Raw genomic sequence first — 14119 nt, forward strand, 5'->3', positions numbered from 1 at the left:
TTAAGCTTTACCTTGAAGCGCTTCTGCCATGGCGCGCAGGGTTACGAATGTAGACGCTGCACCCGGATCAATATGGCCGATGGAGCGCTCGCCCAGCTTGGCTGAACGGCCACGACGCGATTCCATTGCGGTGGTCGCCTTCATGCCCGCTTCCGCACCATCGCGGGCAGCAATCAGTACGTCGAGCGTGGACTTGCCGGCCTTCGCAGCTTCATTCGCAGCCTCGACCGCCGGAACCCATGCATCAATCATCGTCTTGTCGCCGGGTGCAGCGCGGCCCCGATCCTGAATGCCTTGCGATGCGGCTGCAAGCCATTCGGCAATGCCCGTACCATCAAGGTTTAGACGATTGCTGACAGCCGTACCCGCACGCAGGAACGCAGTTGCATAGAGCGGACCCGACGAGGCGCCAACCGCATCAAGAAACGCCTTGGCCATGCGCTTGCAGATGGCTTCGATGGTTTCATCGCCCTGCTCGTCTTCTAGCGCATGTTGCACGGCCTTCCAGCCGATTTCCATGGTAATGCCATGATCGCCATCGCCAATCACCCCATCGAGTTCCGAAAGCCAATTCTTCTCGGCGATGATCTGATTGCCGACATTCATCATCATCGCCTTGAAAAGTGCAGGCGTCACGTCACCCTCGGTGATGAGTTTGCGCGGCGTGTCAATGGCAGCTTCCTTGTGTTCAGAACTGCGCTGCGCCTTGCGATGTGAAGCCGGTTCACGATCCGCTGGCTGCACGGCACCAACCGTTAAGGCTGGGGTATGGCATGGATGATCGAGAAGCGTCTGCAACGTCGCATCGAGTTTCATCAACGTCACCGACGCACCAGCCATTTCGAGCGACGTCGCATATTCGCCAACCCAGGAGGCGTGGATCTGAACGTCCCTGCCATCCAGGATCTGCTTCACGCGGCGGAAAATCAGGTAGAGCTCGATATGCGTGGTCGCGCCAAGTCCGTTGACCAGAACAGCAACGCGATCACCAGCCTTGAGTGCCAGTTCTTCGACAACCGAGGCCATCAGTTCGTCAGTCACTTCATCGGCGGGCGCCAGCTTCTGGCGGCGGATACCCGGCTCGCCATGCAGGCCCATGCCGATTTCCATTTCATCGTCACCGATGGAAAAGTTCGGCTTGCCGGTCTGGGGCAGCGAGCATGGGCTCAATGCCACGCCCATCGAACGGGTCGCTTCATTGGCAGCCTGCGCTAGGGCTTCAACGCGCGGCAGGGATTCACCCAAATCAGCGGCAGCACCAGCAACCTTGAACACAAAGAAATCACCGGCAATACCGCGGCGCTCCGACTTGCGATCAAGCGGAGCCGAGGCCACATCGTCCGCAACTGCGACATGACGCACATCCATGCCGTCCTGCGCGAGTTCTTCCGCAGCCATCGTGAAGTTAAGAACGTCGCCGGTATAATTGCCATAGAGCATCAGCACGCCAGCGCCACCATCCGCAGCCCGTGCCGCTTCTGCAATATGAGCAGGCGATGGGGAGGCAAACACGTTGCCAACAGCTGCTGCATCGGCAAGGCCGCGCCCGACATAGCCCGCAAAAGCTGGCTCGTGACCTGAACCGCCACCGACCACAATGCCGACCTTGCCTTCGCGTGGACCATCGACAGCCACAACTGCACGACCCGTTTCGCCTTCAACACGCAGCATGTCAGGATGCGCGCCGACCATACCTTCTATCATTTCCGCAATGATGTTTTCCGGCGCGTTGATCAGCTTCTTTGTTTTGACTTGTTCATTCATATTTCTGGCTTTCTAAAACGTGTCAGGTCGTCAGATCAGTTGGCATCCCGGCGCAGATAACGACGCGATATGGCATCGAACGAGATTGCCAGCACGACGATTGCACCTGAAACAATGCCCTGCCAATAGGGGGAGACACCGAACAGAACGATAATGTTTTCAATAATAGCGATGATACCTGCACCAAGGATCGCACCAATCGGGCTGCCTATACCGCCCGTTGTGGCAACGCCACCAATTACGGATGCAGCAATCGGAGCGAGAACCCAGCTGTCGCCAATGGACGGCTGTGCCGTTCCAAGACGCGCAACCATCAGCACGCCTGCAAGACCTGCAATTGCACCGGCCACACCGAACACCATAAGACGCACACGGTCCACGCGAATGCCCAGCATACGAGCACCATCACGATTATTGCCGATGGCATACATATAACGACCGAACGGGGTTTTCAGCATCACGAAAGTCGCCAGCAGCAGTGCAACAAACATGATGATGAACGGCACTGGCACGCCGAACAAATCACCACGGCCGAGATATTGCACATCACGCGGAATGCCGGTGATGGCAACACCGCGGGTCAGCACCAGATTGGCACCGCCGAAGATGCCAGCCGTACCAATTGTGAGCACCAGTGAATGCAGGCGGAGGAACGTGACGAGGAAGCCGTTGAACAGACCAAGGCAAAGGCCAAGCAGTATTGCCAGCAACATTGCTGAGTAAGGCTCAAAACCCATCCGAACCATAAGAATGCCCGAAACAACGCCGCAAAGACCACCGATCACGCCAAGCGACAGATCCAGCTCGCCAAGCACCATCAGCATCGACTGTGCGATGGTGATGAGACCGACAAAAGCGAGACCGCGCGCAACAACCGACAGATTGTAAGGTGTGAGAAAGTAAGGTGACAGGATGGCCGAAAGGGCAAAGATCACCAATAGCGCCGCAAACACACCGGCCAGCGGCGTGCGGATGAGATTGGAAAGGGGATTAGTTTGCATCGGCTTTTACCTCTGTTCCAAAGATCGCGCCCACGAGTGTTTCATTGTTGGTATCGGTGGTGGAGAACTCACCAGTGATATGGCCGTTATGCATGGTGATGATACGGCTTGCGCATTTCTGCAGTTCGTTGAGTTCCGAGGAGACGAGGATGACACCGACGCCTTCTTCGGCGAGATTTTTCATGATGCGATAAATCTCGGACTTGGTCCGGATATCGATACCCTTCGTCGGCTCATCAAAAATGAGGACGCGCGGACGCGTGGCCATGGCGCGACCGATAATCGCCTTCTGCTGATTGCCGCCCGAAAGCTGCGAGATGCGCTTGCCCATGCCAGATGTGCGGATACCGTAATCATTGATAATTTTTTGCACGATATTGCGTTCACGGCGGTCGGAGATACCCAATTTGCCGCTGGTCAGCGACAATACCGAAATGCCGATATTCTCACGCAGTGACAGAAGTGGCAGAATGCCGTGATGTTTGCGTTCTTCCGAAAGATAGAGCATACCGCCGGAAACCGAGCGGGAGGTATCATTCAGTCCCCAGCTCTCGCCCTCCACCTTCACCTGGCCCGATTTGGCTTTCAAAAAGCCAAAGATCGTCTGCATCACTTCGGAGCGTCCAGCGCCTACCAGGCCGGCAAAGCCGAGAATCTCGCCTTTGCGCAGATCAAAACTGATGTCTTCAAAGCGCGAACCGGACAGTCCGCGCACTTCCATGATGGTTTCAGTGGTAGGCTTTAACGGGCGGAAATGCTCATCGAAAGAAAGATCACGCCCAGACATGGCGCGGATCAGATCGGCTTCGGTGACGTCCTTGATATGACCGCTTTCAATCTTCGTGCCATTGCGAAGAACAGTATAATCATCCCCAATCTGGAAGACTTCTTCCATCTTGTGACTGATGAAAACAATCGCATGATCGCGATCAAGCAGGCCACGAATAACCTTGAAGACACGCTCGACTTCAACGCGCGTCAGCGAAGATGTCGGCTCATCAAGGATCAGCACCTTCATCTGCTCATTGGTGCAGGCACGCGCAATTTGCAGAAGCTGCTGATCGGACACAGAAATATTGGCAACCAGGTCATCCGGCTGCGCTTCTATGCCGAAACGGTCGAGATAGGATTTTGCCTCTTCCATCAACGCCTTGCGGTTGACGAGAAAGCCGCCATGGCCGGTTCGGCTGAATGGCATGAACAGGTTTTCAGCCACGCTCATCTGCGGGAACAGCGTCAGCTCCTGTGGAACATAGGCGACGTTTTTATAAAGCGCAGGATCGGCAACCGGATCGCGACCATCAATCAGTACCTGACCGCGCGAAGCGCTGTCGGTTCCGGTCAGAATTTTTACGAGTGTGGATTTGCCGGCGCCGTTTTCGCCAGCAAGAATATGCGTGCGACCCAGCTCGATTTTCAGGTCAACACCATCCAGCGCGGTTACGCCCGGAAAGTCCCGGCCTAATCCGCTTGTTTCAAGATAAGCCATGATGGACACCTTGGAAAACTATCGGTATGTCCGGCAAGCCGCTGGTCAAAGCCGATAGGACAGGAAAGAATGGAGCACGGGAGAACCCGTGCTCCTGCAACAAGACCAGAACGGATCAGTTGCCTACGTTTTCCTTTGTAAGGAAAGCATTGCCGGTGTCGATATAGCCAGGAACCGGAGCGCCGGTTGCCTGTGCCCAGAGCGTCATCACCGACCAGTAACCCTGCAATTCAGGTTGCGATGCGGATGAGCTGTCAGCCACGCCATTGCGGATCATGTCGAGCATTTCCGGCAGATTGTCGAGGCCGACCAGCGTGACCTTGCCCTGCTTGCCGGCTTCAACAATAGCCTGACCGATACCGATCGGACCAGCCGCATCCGAAGCAACCCAGCCCTTCAGGTTTGGATTGGCCTGCATGATGGCGGCTGCCTGCTGCTGTGCGATTTCGATGCTGTCATTGTCGATGCCTTCAGCAACAACCTTGATACCCGGGTGTTCTTTGAACACTTCGCGATGGCAATCGGCGCGGATCGAATGGTTTGGTGCGGTAGGCACGCCCATCATGATTGCGACTTCGCCTTCACCACCCAGCACTTCGACCAGACGACGGGCAGCAATTTTGGCCTGCTCGCAGAAATCTGAACCGATGTGCGTGATGGTCATGCCTTCAGGCGGCACGGAGTCAAACAGCACGAGAGGAATCTTCTGTCCCTGTGCTTCTTCGAGCGACGCACGATTGCCCGACGGATCGAGCAGATCGAGCGCAAGACCATCCGGGCGGGTGGCAAGCGCGCTGTCGATAATCTGATTCTGCTGAACAACGTCTGCACTCTGTGGTGCCGAGTAAACGATTTCAACATTTGCGCCAGTCTGTGCCTTGAGCGCAGCAGCGGCCTGCTGTGCGCCTTCATTCACCTTGTCAAACCACGGATGCACAACCTTTGGCACGATGACAAAACGATAGCTGTCTTTTTTAACAGTACCAGGAGCGTCCTGCGCCATAGCAGCAACAGGCAACGAAAAGGCAGCAACAGCCGCCAGCATAGCAAGCTTATTCATTAATTCCTCCCTTGGAAATCAGACGAAACTTCCTCCCGCCTGACTGCTTGAAAGATCACCCGGGAAGGCTCCTCTGCCTCCAGCCCATAGCGAACTCTCATTCTGAATACAGATGTATAATTAAAATTACAAGAGTAATTGTCTGCCTATTTGGGGGGTGTGGATAGCCATCCGCACAACTTGCCCGACAGAGCCGCAGAAAAGCGGATCGCTCAGGAAGAGGGCTAGGGAGGCGAAGACATGCAAAATAGGCGACAAGCTTCCGCCTGCCGCCTATCAAAATTCATGCTCTTTTGTATGGGATTAGCTGGTAAAAGCGCCGGTCTTTGGTGCAGCAGATTTAGCCGCAACACCAGCATCGCTTGATCTGATGACGAGACTTGCACCGACCAGAATTTTCACTGGTGGCTGCGATTCAGCGGTATTGATGAGATCATCGAGAATGGTTACGGCGAGATTGCCGATCTTGCGCTTGGATACTTCGACCGTCGTCAGCCCCGGCTCCATGGTCGCACTTTGCGGCAGATTATCAAAACCAATCACCGAAACATCATCAGGAATACGAAGGCCCTTTCCTTTCAACGCCCGGATGAAGCCATAGGCGATGATATCATTGGTGCAGAAATAGCACTCAGCCAGATCAAGACCCGAATGCAGCATTGCGCAAGTATCTCGATGCGCACCCTCATAGGTTGATTCAACCGAAAGAATGTCGTGTTCCTGAACGGTTAGGTCCAGACGCTGCATATTCTTGAAAAACGCATCGCGCCGAAGGCGGAAATTCGTCGTTTCTGTATGACTTGCGACAAAGCCGATGCGCGAAAAACCAAGCTGTTTGAAGCGTGAAAGAACTTTGAAGACTGCATCCTCATTGTTCATGTCTACGAAGTTGGCTTCGATGACCTCATAAAACGTGTCGATAAACACAGTTGGCAGGCCAAGCCCCTGTATCATGTGGATATCTGCTGCCGAAAGCTCGGTTCCCAGAGCAATCACACCGCGCACCGGCGCACCGGCCAGCGATTCTGCCACCGCACTGATCGGTTGTCCTTCAAAGCTTACTACTTCAAGCGTGTAATTGCGGCGCGTAGCCTCAGACGACATGCCGTCGATATAGTCGGAGACAAATACGCTGTGGTCGCGATTTACCGTCTCGCCATGCTTGGCGATCTTCAGAAAGCGGATTGTCTCACCGCCACCAGATCCAGTTTTAGCTGCGCGCGGCACATAATTGAGCCGGGAAACCGACTCAAGCACGCGGGCTCTTGTCTCTCCCGAAATTTCGCCTTTGCCGTTCAGAACGAGGGACACTGTAGCGGGAGAAACACCCGCATTTTCGGCAATATCTCTGATCGTAAAAGACTTTTTCTTTTTCATATTTTCCAAGCGGAACTTCGACTTTGATGGGGGAACTGCATTGTAGTTTAGTAAACAGAACCACTGCTGTTTAAAACGATTAGGGTAATTCCCCCTGTTAGGCAACCATAATTCCCTGATATTGCGCTTGACAAGCCCTAACCTCTTGGTCATTTATTTAGTGAATAACCGTTTTGTTTACTAAACATGGTAGGAGGAGACCATGCAGAAGACAAGCAATCAGCTTGCTATGCTAGTTGTCATCAATCTCGGACTGCTCGCGCTTGGCGCGTATATTTCGGGTGGATCTTTCCTATCCCTGTTCAATCTGCAGTCGATGGCAGGCCAGGTGCCTGAAATCGGGCTGTTGGCAATCGGCGTGATGCTGGCAATGTGCGCTGGCAATGGCGGGATTGATCTTTCAGGTATCGCTTTGGCCAATCTGGCGGGCGTGCTTTCCGCAGTTATCGTTTCGATGTTCTTTTCCAGCGCCGAGAACCAGCTTGGTTTTAGCCTAGCTTTCATCGGACTGGCACTGGTGATCGGCCTTGCAGGCGGTATCATCAACGGCGTGCTGATTGCGCGCTTCAATATCACGCCAATCCTTTGCACGCTCGGCACGCAGATGGCGTTTACGGGGCTTGCGGTTGTCGTGTCCGGTGGCCGTGCCGTCATGGTTGGCAGCCCGGATCTCCTGTCGCGCATCGGCAACGACATGTTTATGGCCGTTCCGATCAGCTTCCTGATCTTTATCGCAGTCGCGTTGTTGATTGCTGCTGTGGTGCGCTTTACGCCCTACGGTTATTGGCTAATGCTGATGGGAACCAATCCGAAAGCCGCTGTTTTTGCAGGTTTTCCGCGCAACGGCGTACTCGTTGCCACCTATGCAACCAGCGGCCTGCTGGCCGGGATTGCGGGCATCATCATCGCGGCACGCAACGTCAACGTGAAGTTCGATTATGGCAGTTCTTACCTTCTGGTCGCAATTCTGATTGCCGTCATGGCTGGTGTGAAGCCTGAAGGTGGCTATGGCCGCGTGATCTGCGTGGTCCTGAGCGCAGTGGCCCTGCAGCTCATGTCCAGCCTGCTTAACTTCGGCGGTCTTTCCAATTTTGTCCGCGACTTCGCTTGGGGCCTGCTGCTGCTCGCCTTCCTCGCAGTCGGAAAATACGACATCGCGGGATTCTTTACCCTCGGCAATCGCCAAAAGGGAAATATCGGTGCTCAACCCTCAGGCACCCGACCATAGACATTGGGGGAATGTTAGCGTGGAGGAAATCATGAAATCAGTAACGAAAAAACTGCTCGCCGGCACTGTCATTGGCGCAGCAATCGTCGCGGGCAGCGCGGGCACGCTCGTCGCACAGGAAAAGCCAGTTATCGCAACTGTCGTCAAGATCAGCGGTATTCCTTGGTTCGACCGCATGAACACCGGCGTTGAAGCCTATCAGAAGGCAAATCCTGATGTGGTTGCAACGCAGAGCGGGCCTGCAACGTCTGACGCAGCACAGCAGCTCCAGATCGTTCAGGACCTCGTTGCCAAGGGCGTCAATGCGCTTGCAGTCGTTCCTATGGATCCAGCTGTTCTGGAAGGCACCTTCAAGCGCGCCATGGAACGCGGCATCGTCGTTGTAACCCATGAAGCCGACAACCAGGTCAACACCATGGCCGATGTCGAAGCCTTCGATAATGCCGATTACGGCACAGCGCTCAACGAGCGTCTGGCAGAATGCATGGGCAAGAGCGGCAAGTGGACGACTTTCGTTGGCTCGCTCGGCAGCCGCACGCACATGCAGTGGGTTGGCGCAGCGGAAGAAAACGCCAAGAAGTACGCTGACATGCAGCTCGTCGATCCGAACAACGAATCCTTCGACGACGCCAACGGCACCTATGAAAAGGCCAAGGAAATCCTGCGCAAGCATCCTGACCTGAAGGGCTTCCAGACCTCTGCCGGTAACGACGTTCTCGGCGTTGGCCGCGCTATCGATGAAGCTGGCCTGAGCGGCAAGGTCTGCCTGGTTGGCACCGGCCTGCCAAACCCTTCGGCTGATCTGCTTGAATCCGGTGCGATCACAGCAATCGGCTTCTGGGATCCGCAGAAGGCTGGCATGGCGATGAATGCGCTCGCCCGTCTGTTCCTTGAAAAGAAGGAAGTCAAGGACGGCACCGATCTTGGCGTTGAAGGCTATAACAGCGTTCGCGTGAAGAAGGGGGCAGGCGAAGGCCTTCTCGTGATCGGCAACGGCATGGTTATTGCGGACAAGGCGACCTACAAGGAACACCTGTTCTAGGCGTTACGCACAGGTAGCCTGACCATCGTGTTCGGACATCGTTCAGCCTCGCGCGATGGTTTCAAAAACCCGGATGCAGCCCCCGCTGCATCCGGGTGCCTGGACCAACAAAACAGCCATAAAACAAGACATTAGCGCCCGATAATTACCGTCGGTCGATCCTACAGCCAGCCCAGTCATTTTGGCGAGCGGTGCGGCGATAAAGGAATTTAACGTGTCAACTACAACGACGAATGGGACGAGCAACGACCGGTCGCCGGATCGCTTTCTCGAACTGCGCAACATTCATAAGCGGTTTGGTGGCGTTCATGCGCTGCGCGGCATCGACCTGACAATCGATCTTGGTCAGGCCTACCACCTGTTGGGTGAAAATGGCTGCGGCAAGAGCACAGTCATCAAGATCATGTCCGGCGCACACGCACCCAGCGAAGGCGAGATCATTCTCGATGGCAAAACATATGCCTCGCTGAACCCAATCCAGTCGCTGGCAGCCGGGATCGAGACCGTCTATCAGGATCTGTCGCTTATTCCCAATTTGACCGTCGCTGAAAACGTAGCGCTGAATGAGCAGCTCGTTGAAGGCAATGGCCGACTGTTCCGCAGCGTAAAGCTTTCTCAGCTTCGCGAGACTGCAGAACGGGCATTGAGCACGGTTGGCCTGCCAACCGACAAAGCCTTTCTGAACACAATCGTTTCCGAGCTGCCGCTCGCCATGCGCCAGCTGGTTGCCATTTCGCGCGCAATTGCAACGCGCGCCAAGCTTGTCATCATGGATGAGCCGACCACATCGCTGACCCGTCGCGAAGTGGACAATCTGATTGAAGTTGTTGAACGCCTGCGTGCTGACCGCGTCGCAGTGCTTTTCGTGACCCACAAACTCGATGAATGCTATCGCATCGGCGGCAATGCGGTTGTCTTCCGCGATGGCCAGTGCGTGGCACAAGGCCCAATCGAAAACTACACCAAGAAGCAGCTTTCCGAGCTGATGATCGGCCGGGAAATCGATGCCGAACGTTATCGCACGGCACAGCCCGGCGATGCCGAACTGCTTAAACTCGACGGCCTTACCGCATCGGGCTTCGAGGACATAGGTTTTCGCTTACGCAAAGGCGAAATCCTCGGCATCACCGGCCTTGCAGATTCCGGCCGTAACGAGCTTGCGATGGCAATCACCGGCGTTGTGCCTGCGCATTCCGGTTCAATCCGCCTCGAAGGGACTGTAAGCGAGGTTAAAAGCCCTGCGGAAGCCATTGAGCGCGGCATAGGCTATGTGCCGGAAGACCGGCTTGCAGAAGGCCTTTTCCTCGACAAGTCGATCTTCCAAAACGAGATCGCACTGATCTTCCGGAAGCTCTGCAACAGCCTTGGCATGGTCAACCAGAAACAGGGCCGCAACATCGCCGCCTCGCTGATGAAAGAGATGCGGCTTAACACAACCAATCTGGACCTGCCTGTTGGTGCGCTTTCGGGCGGCAATCAGCAGCGCGTTTTGATCGGTCGCTGGCTGAGCATTGCCCCCAAGCTTCTGGTGCTGCACGGCCCGACCGTTGGCGTCGATGTCGGATCAAAAGACACAATTTACCGCGCAATTCAGGCGCTGGCCGAAGCTGGCATGGGCCTCATCATCGTCAGCGATGATCTGCCGGAGCTTCTGCAGAATGCCGACCGCATTCTCGTTATGAACTCAGGGAGCATCGTCGCAGAACTGGATGCTGCACAGGCCACCGAAGATCAGCTCTATCAAGCCATGATGTCGTCGCAGAAGGAAGTTGCCTAATGAGTGCGTCGCAGTATCAACAGGATCTGGGTCGAGGCCAATCCTTCAAGTTAGGTGATTTCATTCGCAGGCGCCCGGAATCGATCACTTTCTTCCTGCTCGTGGCAATCTGCACGATTGTCTCGATCATCAACCCTGCATTCCTGCAAGCCTCGACATTGATCGATATTGGCCGGGCCAGTGTGGTGATGGGCCTGTTTGCGCTTGGCGTCTTCATCATTCTCGCCGCTGGTGGAATTGATGTTTCCTTTACGGCAATTGCCGCCACCACAGTCTATTCGCTGACGCTTCTTGTGCAGTCCTATATGCCGGAACTGCCGATCATCTTCATCATTCTGATGGCGATTGCTGGCGGTATTTTCCTCGGTGTTCTCAACGGTCTGCTGGTGCATTACCTCAATGTGCCGTCATTGATCGTCACCATCGGCACGCAGTATCTCTTCCGCGGCTTCCTGCTGGCTTTTGTCGGCACGGTCTGGATTATGTCGCTGCCGCCGACAATGGGGGCTTTCGGTCGCCTTCCGCTGTTCCAGTTTGAATCGGCAACCGGTGCAACCATCACCATGCCATTCTATTTTCTGGTGCTGCCTGCGGCTGCAATCCTGACCTGGTGGATATTGAACCGCACTTTAATGGGCCGCGCGATTTTTGCGATGGGTGGTAACAGCCAGATCGCAAGCCGCCTCGGCTATAATCTGCGCACCATCCATATCTTCCTGTTCGGCTATGCAGGTGGTCTGGCCGGACTTGCAGGTATCATCCATGTCTGCGCCAATCGCCAGTCGAGCCCTTTCGACTTTGTTGGCACAGAAATTGCGGTTATCGCCGCTGTGGTTCTCGGTGGTGCACGCATCACCGGCGGCACCGGCACCGTCTTCGGCACCCTTCTCGGTGTGCTGCTCATCACCGTCATCAACAGTGTTCTGGTGCTCGTCGGCATCCCCAGCACATGGCAGCGTCTCGTCGTAGGCTGCTTCATCCTGCTGGCCGCCGCCTTCTTCGTCACCCGCCAACGCAAGAAATAACCCGATACTCTCAAGAGGAAATCATGAAGAAATTCCTGAACGATCCCGTCAATTTCGTGGATGAGATGCTCGAAGGCATCTATCGGGCACATCCCGAGCTTACCTTTGTCGATAATGACAAGCGTTGCATGGTCACAGCCAATACCAAATCCGGCAAGGTAGGCATTGCAACAGGCGGCGGCTCCGGCCACCTGCCGTTGTTCCTCGGCTATATCGGCGAAGGCATGATCGATGGCGCAGCTGTCGGCGGCGTCTTCCAGTCGCCAAGCTCGGAGCAGATGTATCAGGTCACCAAGGCCATCGATCAGGGCGCAGGCGTGCTCTACATCTATGGTAACTATAGCGGCGACATCATCAATTTCGATATGGCTGCAGAACTTGCCGATCTCGATGGCATCGCCGTCAAACAGGTTGTCGGCAATGATGATGTGGCGTCCTCAGTTGTCGGTGAAGAACATAAGCGTCGCGGCGTCGCCGGTATCTTCTTTGTCTACAAAGCAGCCGGTGCAGCAGCAGCCAACGGTCTGTCGCTAGATGAAGTGACACGTCTTGCTGATAAGGCACGCCTGCGCACCCGCACCATGGGCGTTGCTCTTTCGAGCTGCGTGGTACCGGAAATCGGTCACGCCACCTTCTCCATCGGCGAAGATGAAATGGAAATCGGCATGGGCATCCATGGCGAACCCGGCATCAGCCGCAAGAAGCTTGCCAGCGCGGATGCAGTCATCGACGAGCTGATGGGACGTATTTTCGCCGAGCAGGCCTATGCCAAGGGCGACGAAGTAGCTGTGCTGGTCAATGGTCTTGGCGGCACGCCGCTTGAAGAGCTTTACATCATGTTCCGACGGGTTTCGCAGCTGTTTGACGAGCGTGGCGTCAAGGTCAAGCATGTCTGGATCGGCGAGTTTGCCACGTCCATGGAAATGGCTGGCGCGTCAGTTTCCGTGCTGCATCTTGATGAAGAACTGGAGCCACTGGTTGCCGCCTCCGCAAACACCCCGTTCTTCAAGCATTTTGCGGGCTGAGGTCAGATTATGAACGTCATTACAGCATCTGATCTGATCAATCTCTTCGACAGCTGGAAGCAGCTTTTTGCAGAACAGCGCGAATTCCTTATCGCGCTGGACGGCAAAATTGGCGATAGCGATCTCGGCATCACCATGAGCAAGGCCTTTGCAGCAGCTTCAGAAACTGCCCATGCTGAAGGTGAAGCTGCAGGCATCGACAAGCTTCTGCGCACAGCTGGCGCCACCATGGCACGCGTCGCGCCATCAACCATGGGCACGCTGACCGCAACCGGCTTCCTGCGTGCAAGCAAGGTCTGTGATGGTATCGACGAGCTGGGAACCGCAGAGATTGCCGCTTTCTGGCGCGCATATCGTGATGGTATTGCCGAGCGCGGCAAGGCAAAGGTTGGCGACAAGACGCTTCTCGATGTGCTTGATCCAATCGCCGTAACGCTTGAAGCACAAGCCTCAGCGGGTGCCTCGCTGGCAGATGCGCTTGCAGCCGCCGCCAAAGCTGCTGAAGATGCTCTTGAAGCGACTAAAACGATGGTTGCTCAGCATGGCAAGGCCGCAGCTTTTCAGGAAAAGACCATCGGTCTTCAGGACGCAGGCGCAACTGTCGGAATGCTGCTGATTACCAGCATGTCGGCTTTTGTTTCTGCAAACTAAAAGCGAATAGTTCTCAAGACAGAAGAAGCCCCACGCTATGCGTTCGGGGCTTCCGCTATTCCGTTGCGGATGCGCTTGACGACAGTGAGGATCAAAAGCGCGCACAGCACAGGCTGCAACCAGAACATCCATTGTGGCAAAACGCCATCAATGGCGACCCACGCACCAAGCACACCAAAGACCACGGCGCGGTCGCTCTTGCCCATTGGACCGTCATAACGGCGGCTTGATCCGAGCGAGGCTGCCGTCACGCCGACAAACTCGGTCAGCGTGGCAATAAAGATAATCGCGAAAATCCACAGCGCCGAAAACGGCGCGATGATCGCAAAAGGCGCATAGAGCGCCGCGTCGGAAATTACATCGCCGATCTCGTTGAGGTAGGCACCCAGCATGGATTTCTGACCATGTTCGCGTGCCAGCATGCCATCAACAGCATTGAGCGCCATGCGCAGAAAAAGCCAGACCGGCAGCAGCGCAAACCAGATCGCATTCCCGTTCAGCCCAAGAAAAGCACCAAGAACAATTGAAGCCAGTGCAGCTGCAATCGTGACCTGATTGGCCGTCACACCTTTTGCCGCAAGCTGCACGACAAGAGGTCTCAACAAGTTCTGGAAACGGGACTTAAGTTGATAAACAGACATAAGAAACTTTCGGGAAACTTTTGGAAATGACGATTATGT

12 protein-coding genes are annotated in these 14119 nt (G+C 55.3%); 6 read left to right on the forward strand and 6 right to left on the reverse strand.

Annotation, left to right across the window (positions count from 1 at the left end; translation table 11 throughout):
• From dhaL to QSJ70_RS06170, 5 genes are all read right to left on the reverse strand, one after another.
• Positions 1–1764 carry a dihydroxyacetone kinase subunit DhaL gene (dhaL, locus tag QSJ70_RS06150; RefSeq protein ID WP_215778127.1) on the reverse strand — a complete coding sequence of 588 codons (1764 nt, stop codon included), beginning with the start codon at positions 1762–1764 and terminating at the stop codon, positions 1–3.
• A 35-nt stretch (positions 1765–1799) separates the two neighbouring features.
• Complete coding sequence (locus QSJ70_RS06155; protein WP_215778124.1) at positions 1800–2765, reverse strand: ABC transporter permease; 966 nt, start codon at positions 2763–2765, stop codon at positions 1800–1802.
• A complete protein-coding gene (locus tag QSJ70_RS06160) occupies positions 2755–4254 on the reverse strand; it encodes a sugar ABC transporter ATP-binding protein (protein WP_285535155.1) in 1500 nt (499 codons plus the stop codon). The genes QSJ70_RS06155 and QSJ70_RS06160 overlap by 11 nt, the downstream gene beginning before the upstream one ends.
• 115 nt (positions 4255–4369) lie before the next feature.
• Positions 4370–5314 (reverse strand): substrate-binding domain-containing protein, encoded by a 945-nt coding sequence (locus QSJ70_RS06165; protein ID WP_105519284.1) that lies wholly within the window; start codon positions 5312–5314, stop codon positions 4370–4372.
• A gap of 303 nt (positions 5315–5617) precedes the next feature.
• Positions 5618–6691, reverse strand: a complete 1074-nt coding sequence (locus tag QSJ70_RS06170) for a LacI family DNA-binding transcriptional regulator (RefSeq protein WP_215778119.1) — start codon at positions 6689–6691, stop codon at positions 5618–5620.
• A gap of 202 nt (positions 6692–6893) precedes the next feature.
• Between QSJ70_RS06170 and QSJ70_RS06175 the strand changes: the two genes are divergently transcribed.
• The 6 genes from QSJ70_RS06175 to QSJ70_RS06200 all read left to right on the forward strand — a co-directional run bounded on the left by QSJ70_RS06175 (position 6894) and on the right by QSJ70_RS06200 (position 13439).
• Positions 6894–7919: an ABC transporter permease gene (locus QSJ70_RS06175; protein WP_215778116.1), complete on the forward strand. Its 1026-nt coding sequence runs from the start codon at positions 6894–6896 to the stop codon at positions 7917–7919.
• A gap of 31 nt (positions 7920–7950) precedes the next feature.
• Positions 7951–8961 (forward strand): substrate-binding domain-containing protein, encoded by a 1011-nt coding sequence (locus QSJ70_RS06180; RefSeq protein ID WP_007877226.1) that lies wholly within the window; start codon positions 7951–7953, stop codon positions 8959–8961.
• Positions 8962–9175: 214 nt separating this feature from the next.
• Positions 9176–10738, forward strand: coding sequence for a sugar ABC transporter ATP-binding protein (locus QSJ70_RS06185; RefSeq protein WP_285535156.1), 1563 nt, complete (start codon positions 9176–9178; stop codon positions 10736–10738).
• The gene (locus tag QSJ70_RS06190) at positions 10738–11763 is read left to right on the forward strand and encodes an ABC transporter permease (protein ID WP_125334640.1); all 1026 of its coding nucleotides are present in this window, start codon (positions 10738–10740) and stop codon (positions 11761–11763) included. The genes QSJ70_RS06185 and QSJ70_RS06190 overlap by 1 nt, the downstream gene beginning before the upstream one ends.
• Positions 11764–11786: 23 nt before the next feature.
• Positions 11787–12788: a dihydroxyacetone kinase subunit DhaK gene (locus tag QSJ70_RS06195; protein ID WP_285535157.1), complete on the forward strand. Its 1002-nt coding sequence runs from the start codon at positions 11787–11789 to the stop codon at positions 12786–12788.
• Between the two features lie 9 nt (positions 12789–12797).
• Positions 12798–13439, forward strand: coding sequence for a dihydroxyacetone kinase family protein (locus QSJ70_RS06200; RefSeq protein ID WP_285535158.1), 642 nt, complete (start codon positions 12798–12800; stop codon positions 13437–13439).
• A 35-nt stretch (positions 13440–13474) separates the two neighbouring features.
• Here the strand turns inward: QSJ70_RS06200 and QSJ70_RS06205 are convergent, their stop codons facing one another.
• Positions 13475–14080 (reverse strand): CDP-alcohol phosphatidyltransferase family protein, encoded by a 606-nt coding sequence (locus tag QSJ70_RS06205; protein WP_215778105.1) that lies wholly within the window; start codon positions 14078–14080, stop codon positions 13475–13477.
• Between the last annotated feature and the right edge of the window lie 39 nt (positions 14081–14119).

The sequence above is a fragment of the Brucella sp. NBRC 12950 genome (genome assembly GCF_030268145.1).
Lineage (GTDB): Bacteria > Pseudomonadota > Alphaproteobacteria > Rhizobiales > Rhizobiaceae > Brucella.

What these genes read in the sequence shown, in the direction of transcription:
- QSJ70_RS06200 (WP_285535158.1), top strand. Translation starts at nt 12,798, where the DNA reads ATGAACGTCATTACAGCATCTGATCTGATCAATCTCTTCGACAGCTGG.
- dhaL (WP_215778127.1), bottom strand. Translation starts at nt 1,764, where the DNA reads ATGAATGAACAAGTCAAAACAAAGAAGCTGATCAACGCGCCGGAAAAC.
- QSJ70_RS06195 (WP_285535157.1), top strand. Translation starts at nt 11,787, where the DNA reads ATGAAGAAATTCCTGAACGATCCCGTCAATTTCGTGGATGAGATGCTC.
- QSJ70_RS06205 (WP_215778105.1), bottom strand. Translation starts at nt 14,080, where the DNA reads ATGTCTGTTTATCAACTTAAGTCCCGTTTCCAGAACTTGTTGAGACCT.
- QSJ70_RS06170 (WP_215778119.1), bottom strand. Translation starts at nt 6,691, where the DNA reads ATGAAAAAGAAAAAGTCTTTTACGATCAGAGATATTGCCGAAAATGCG.
- QSJ70_RS06190 (WP_125334640.1), top strand. Translation starts at nt 10,738, where the DNA reads ATGAGTGCGTCGCAGTATCAACAGGATCTGGGTCGAGGCCAATCCTTC.
- QSJ70_RS06160 (WP_285535155.1), bottom strand. Translation starts at nt 4,254, where the DNA reads ATGGCTTATCTTGAAACAAGCGGATTAGGCCGGGACTTTCCGGGCGTA.
- QSJ70_RS06165 (WP_105519284.1), bottom strand. Translation starts at nt 5,314, where the DNA reads ATGAATAAGCTTGCTATGCTGGCGGCTGTTGCTGCCTTTTCGTTGCCT.
- QSJ70_RS06175 (WP_215778116.1), top strand. Translation starts at nt 6,894, where the DNA reads ATGCAGAAGACAAGCAATCAGCTTGCTATGCTAGTTGTCATCAATCTC.
- QSJ70_RS06155 (WP_215778124.1), bottom strand. Translation starts at nt 2,765, where the DNA reads ATGCAAACTAATCCCCTTTCCAATCTCATCCGCACGCCGCTGGCCGGT.
- QSJ70_RS06180 (WP_007877226.1), top strand. Translation starts at nt 7,951, where the DNA reads ATGAAATCAGTAACGAAAAAACTGCTCGCCGGCACTGTCATTGGCGCA.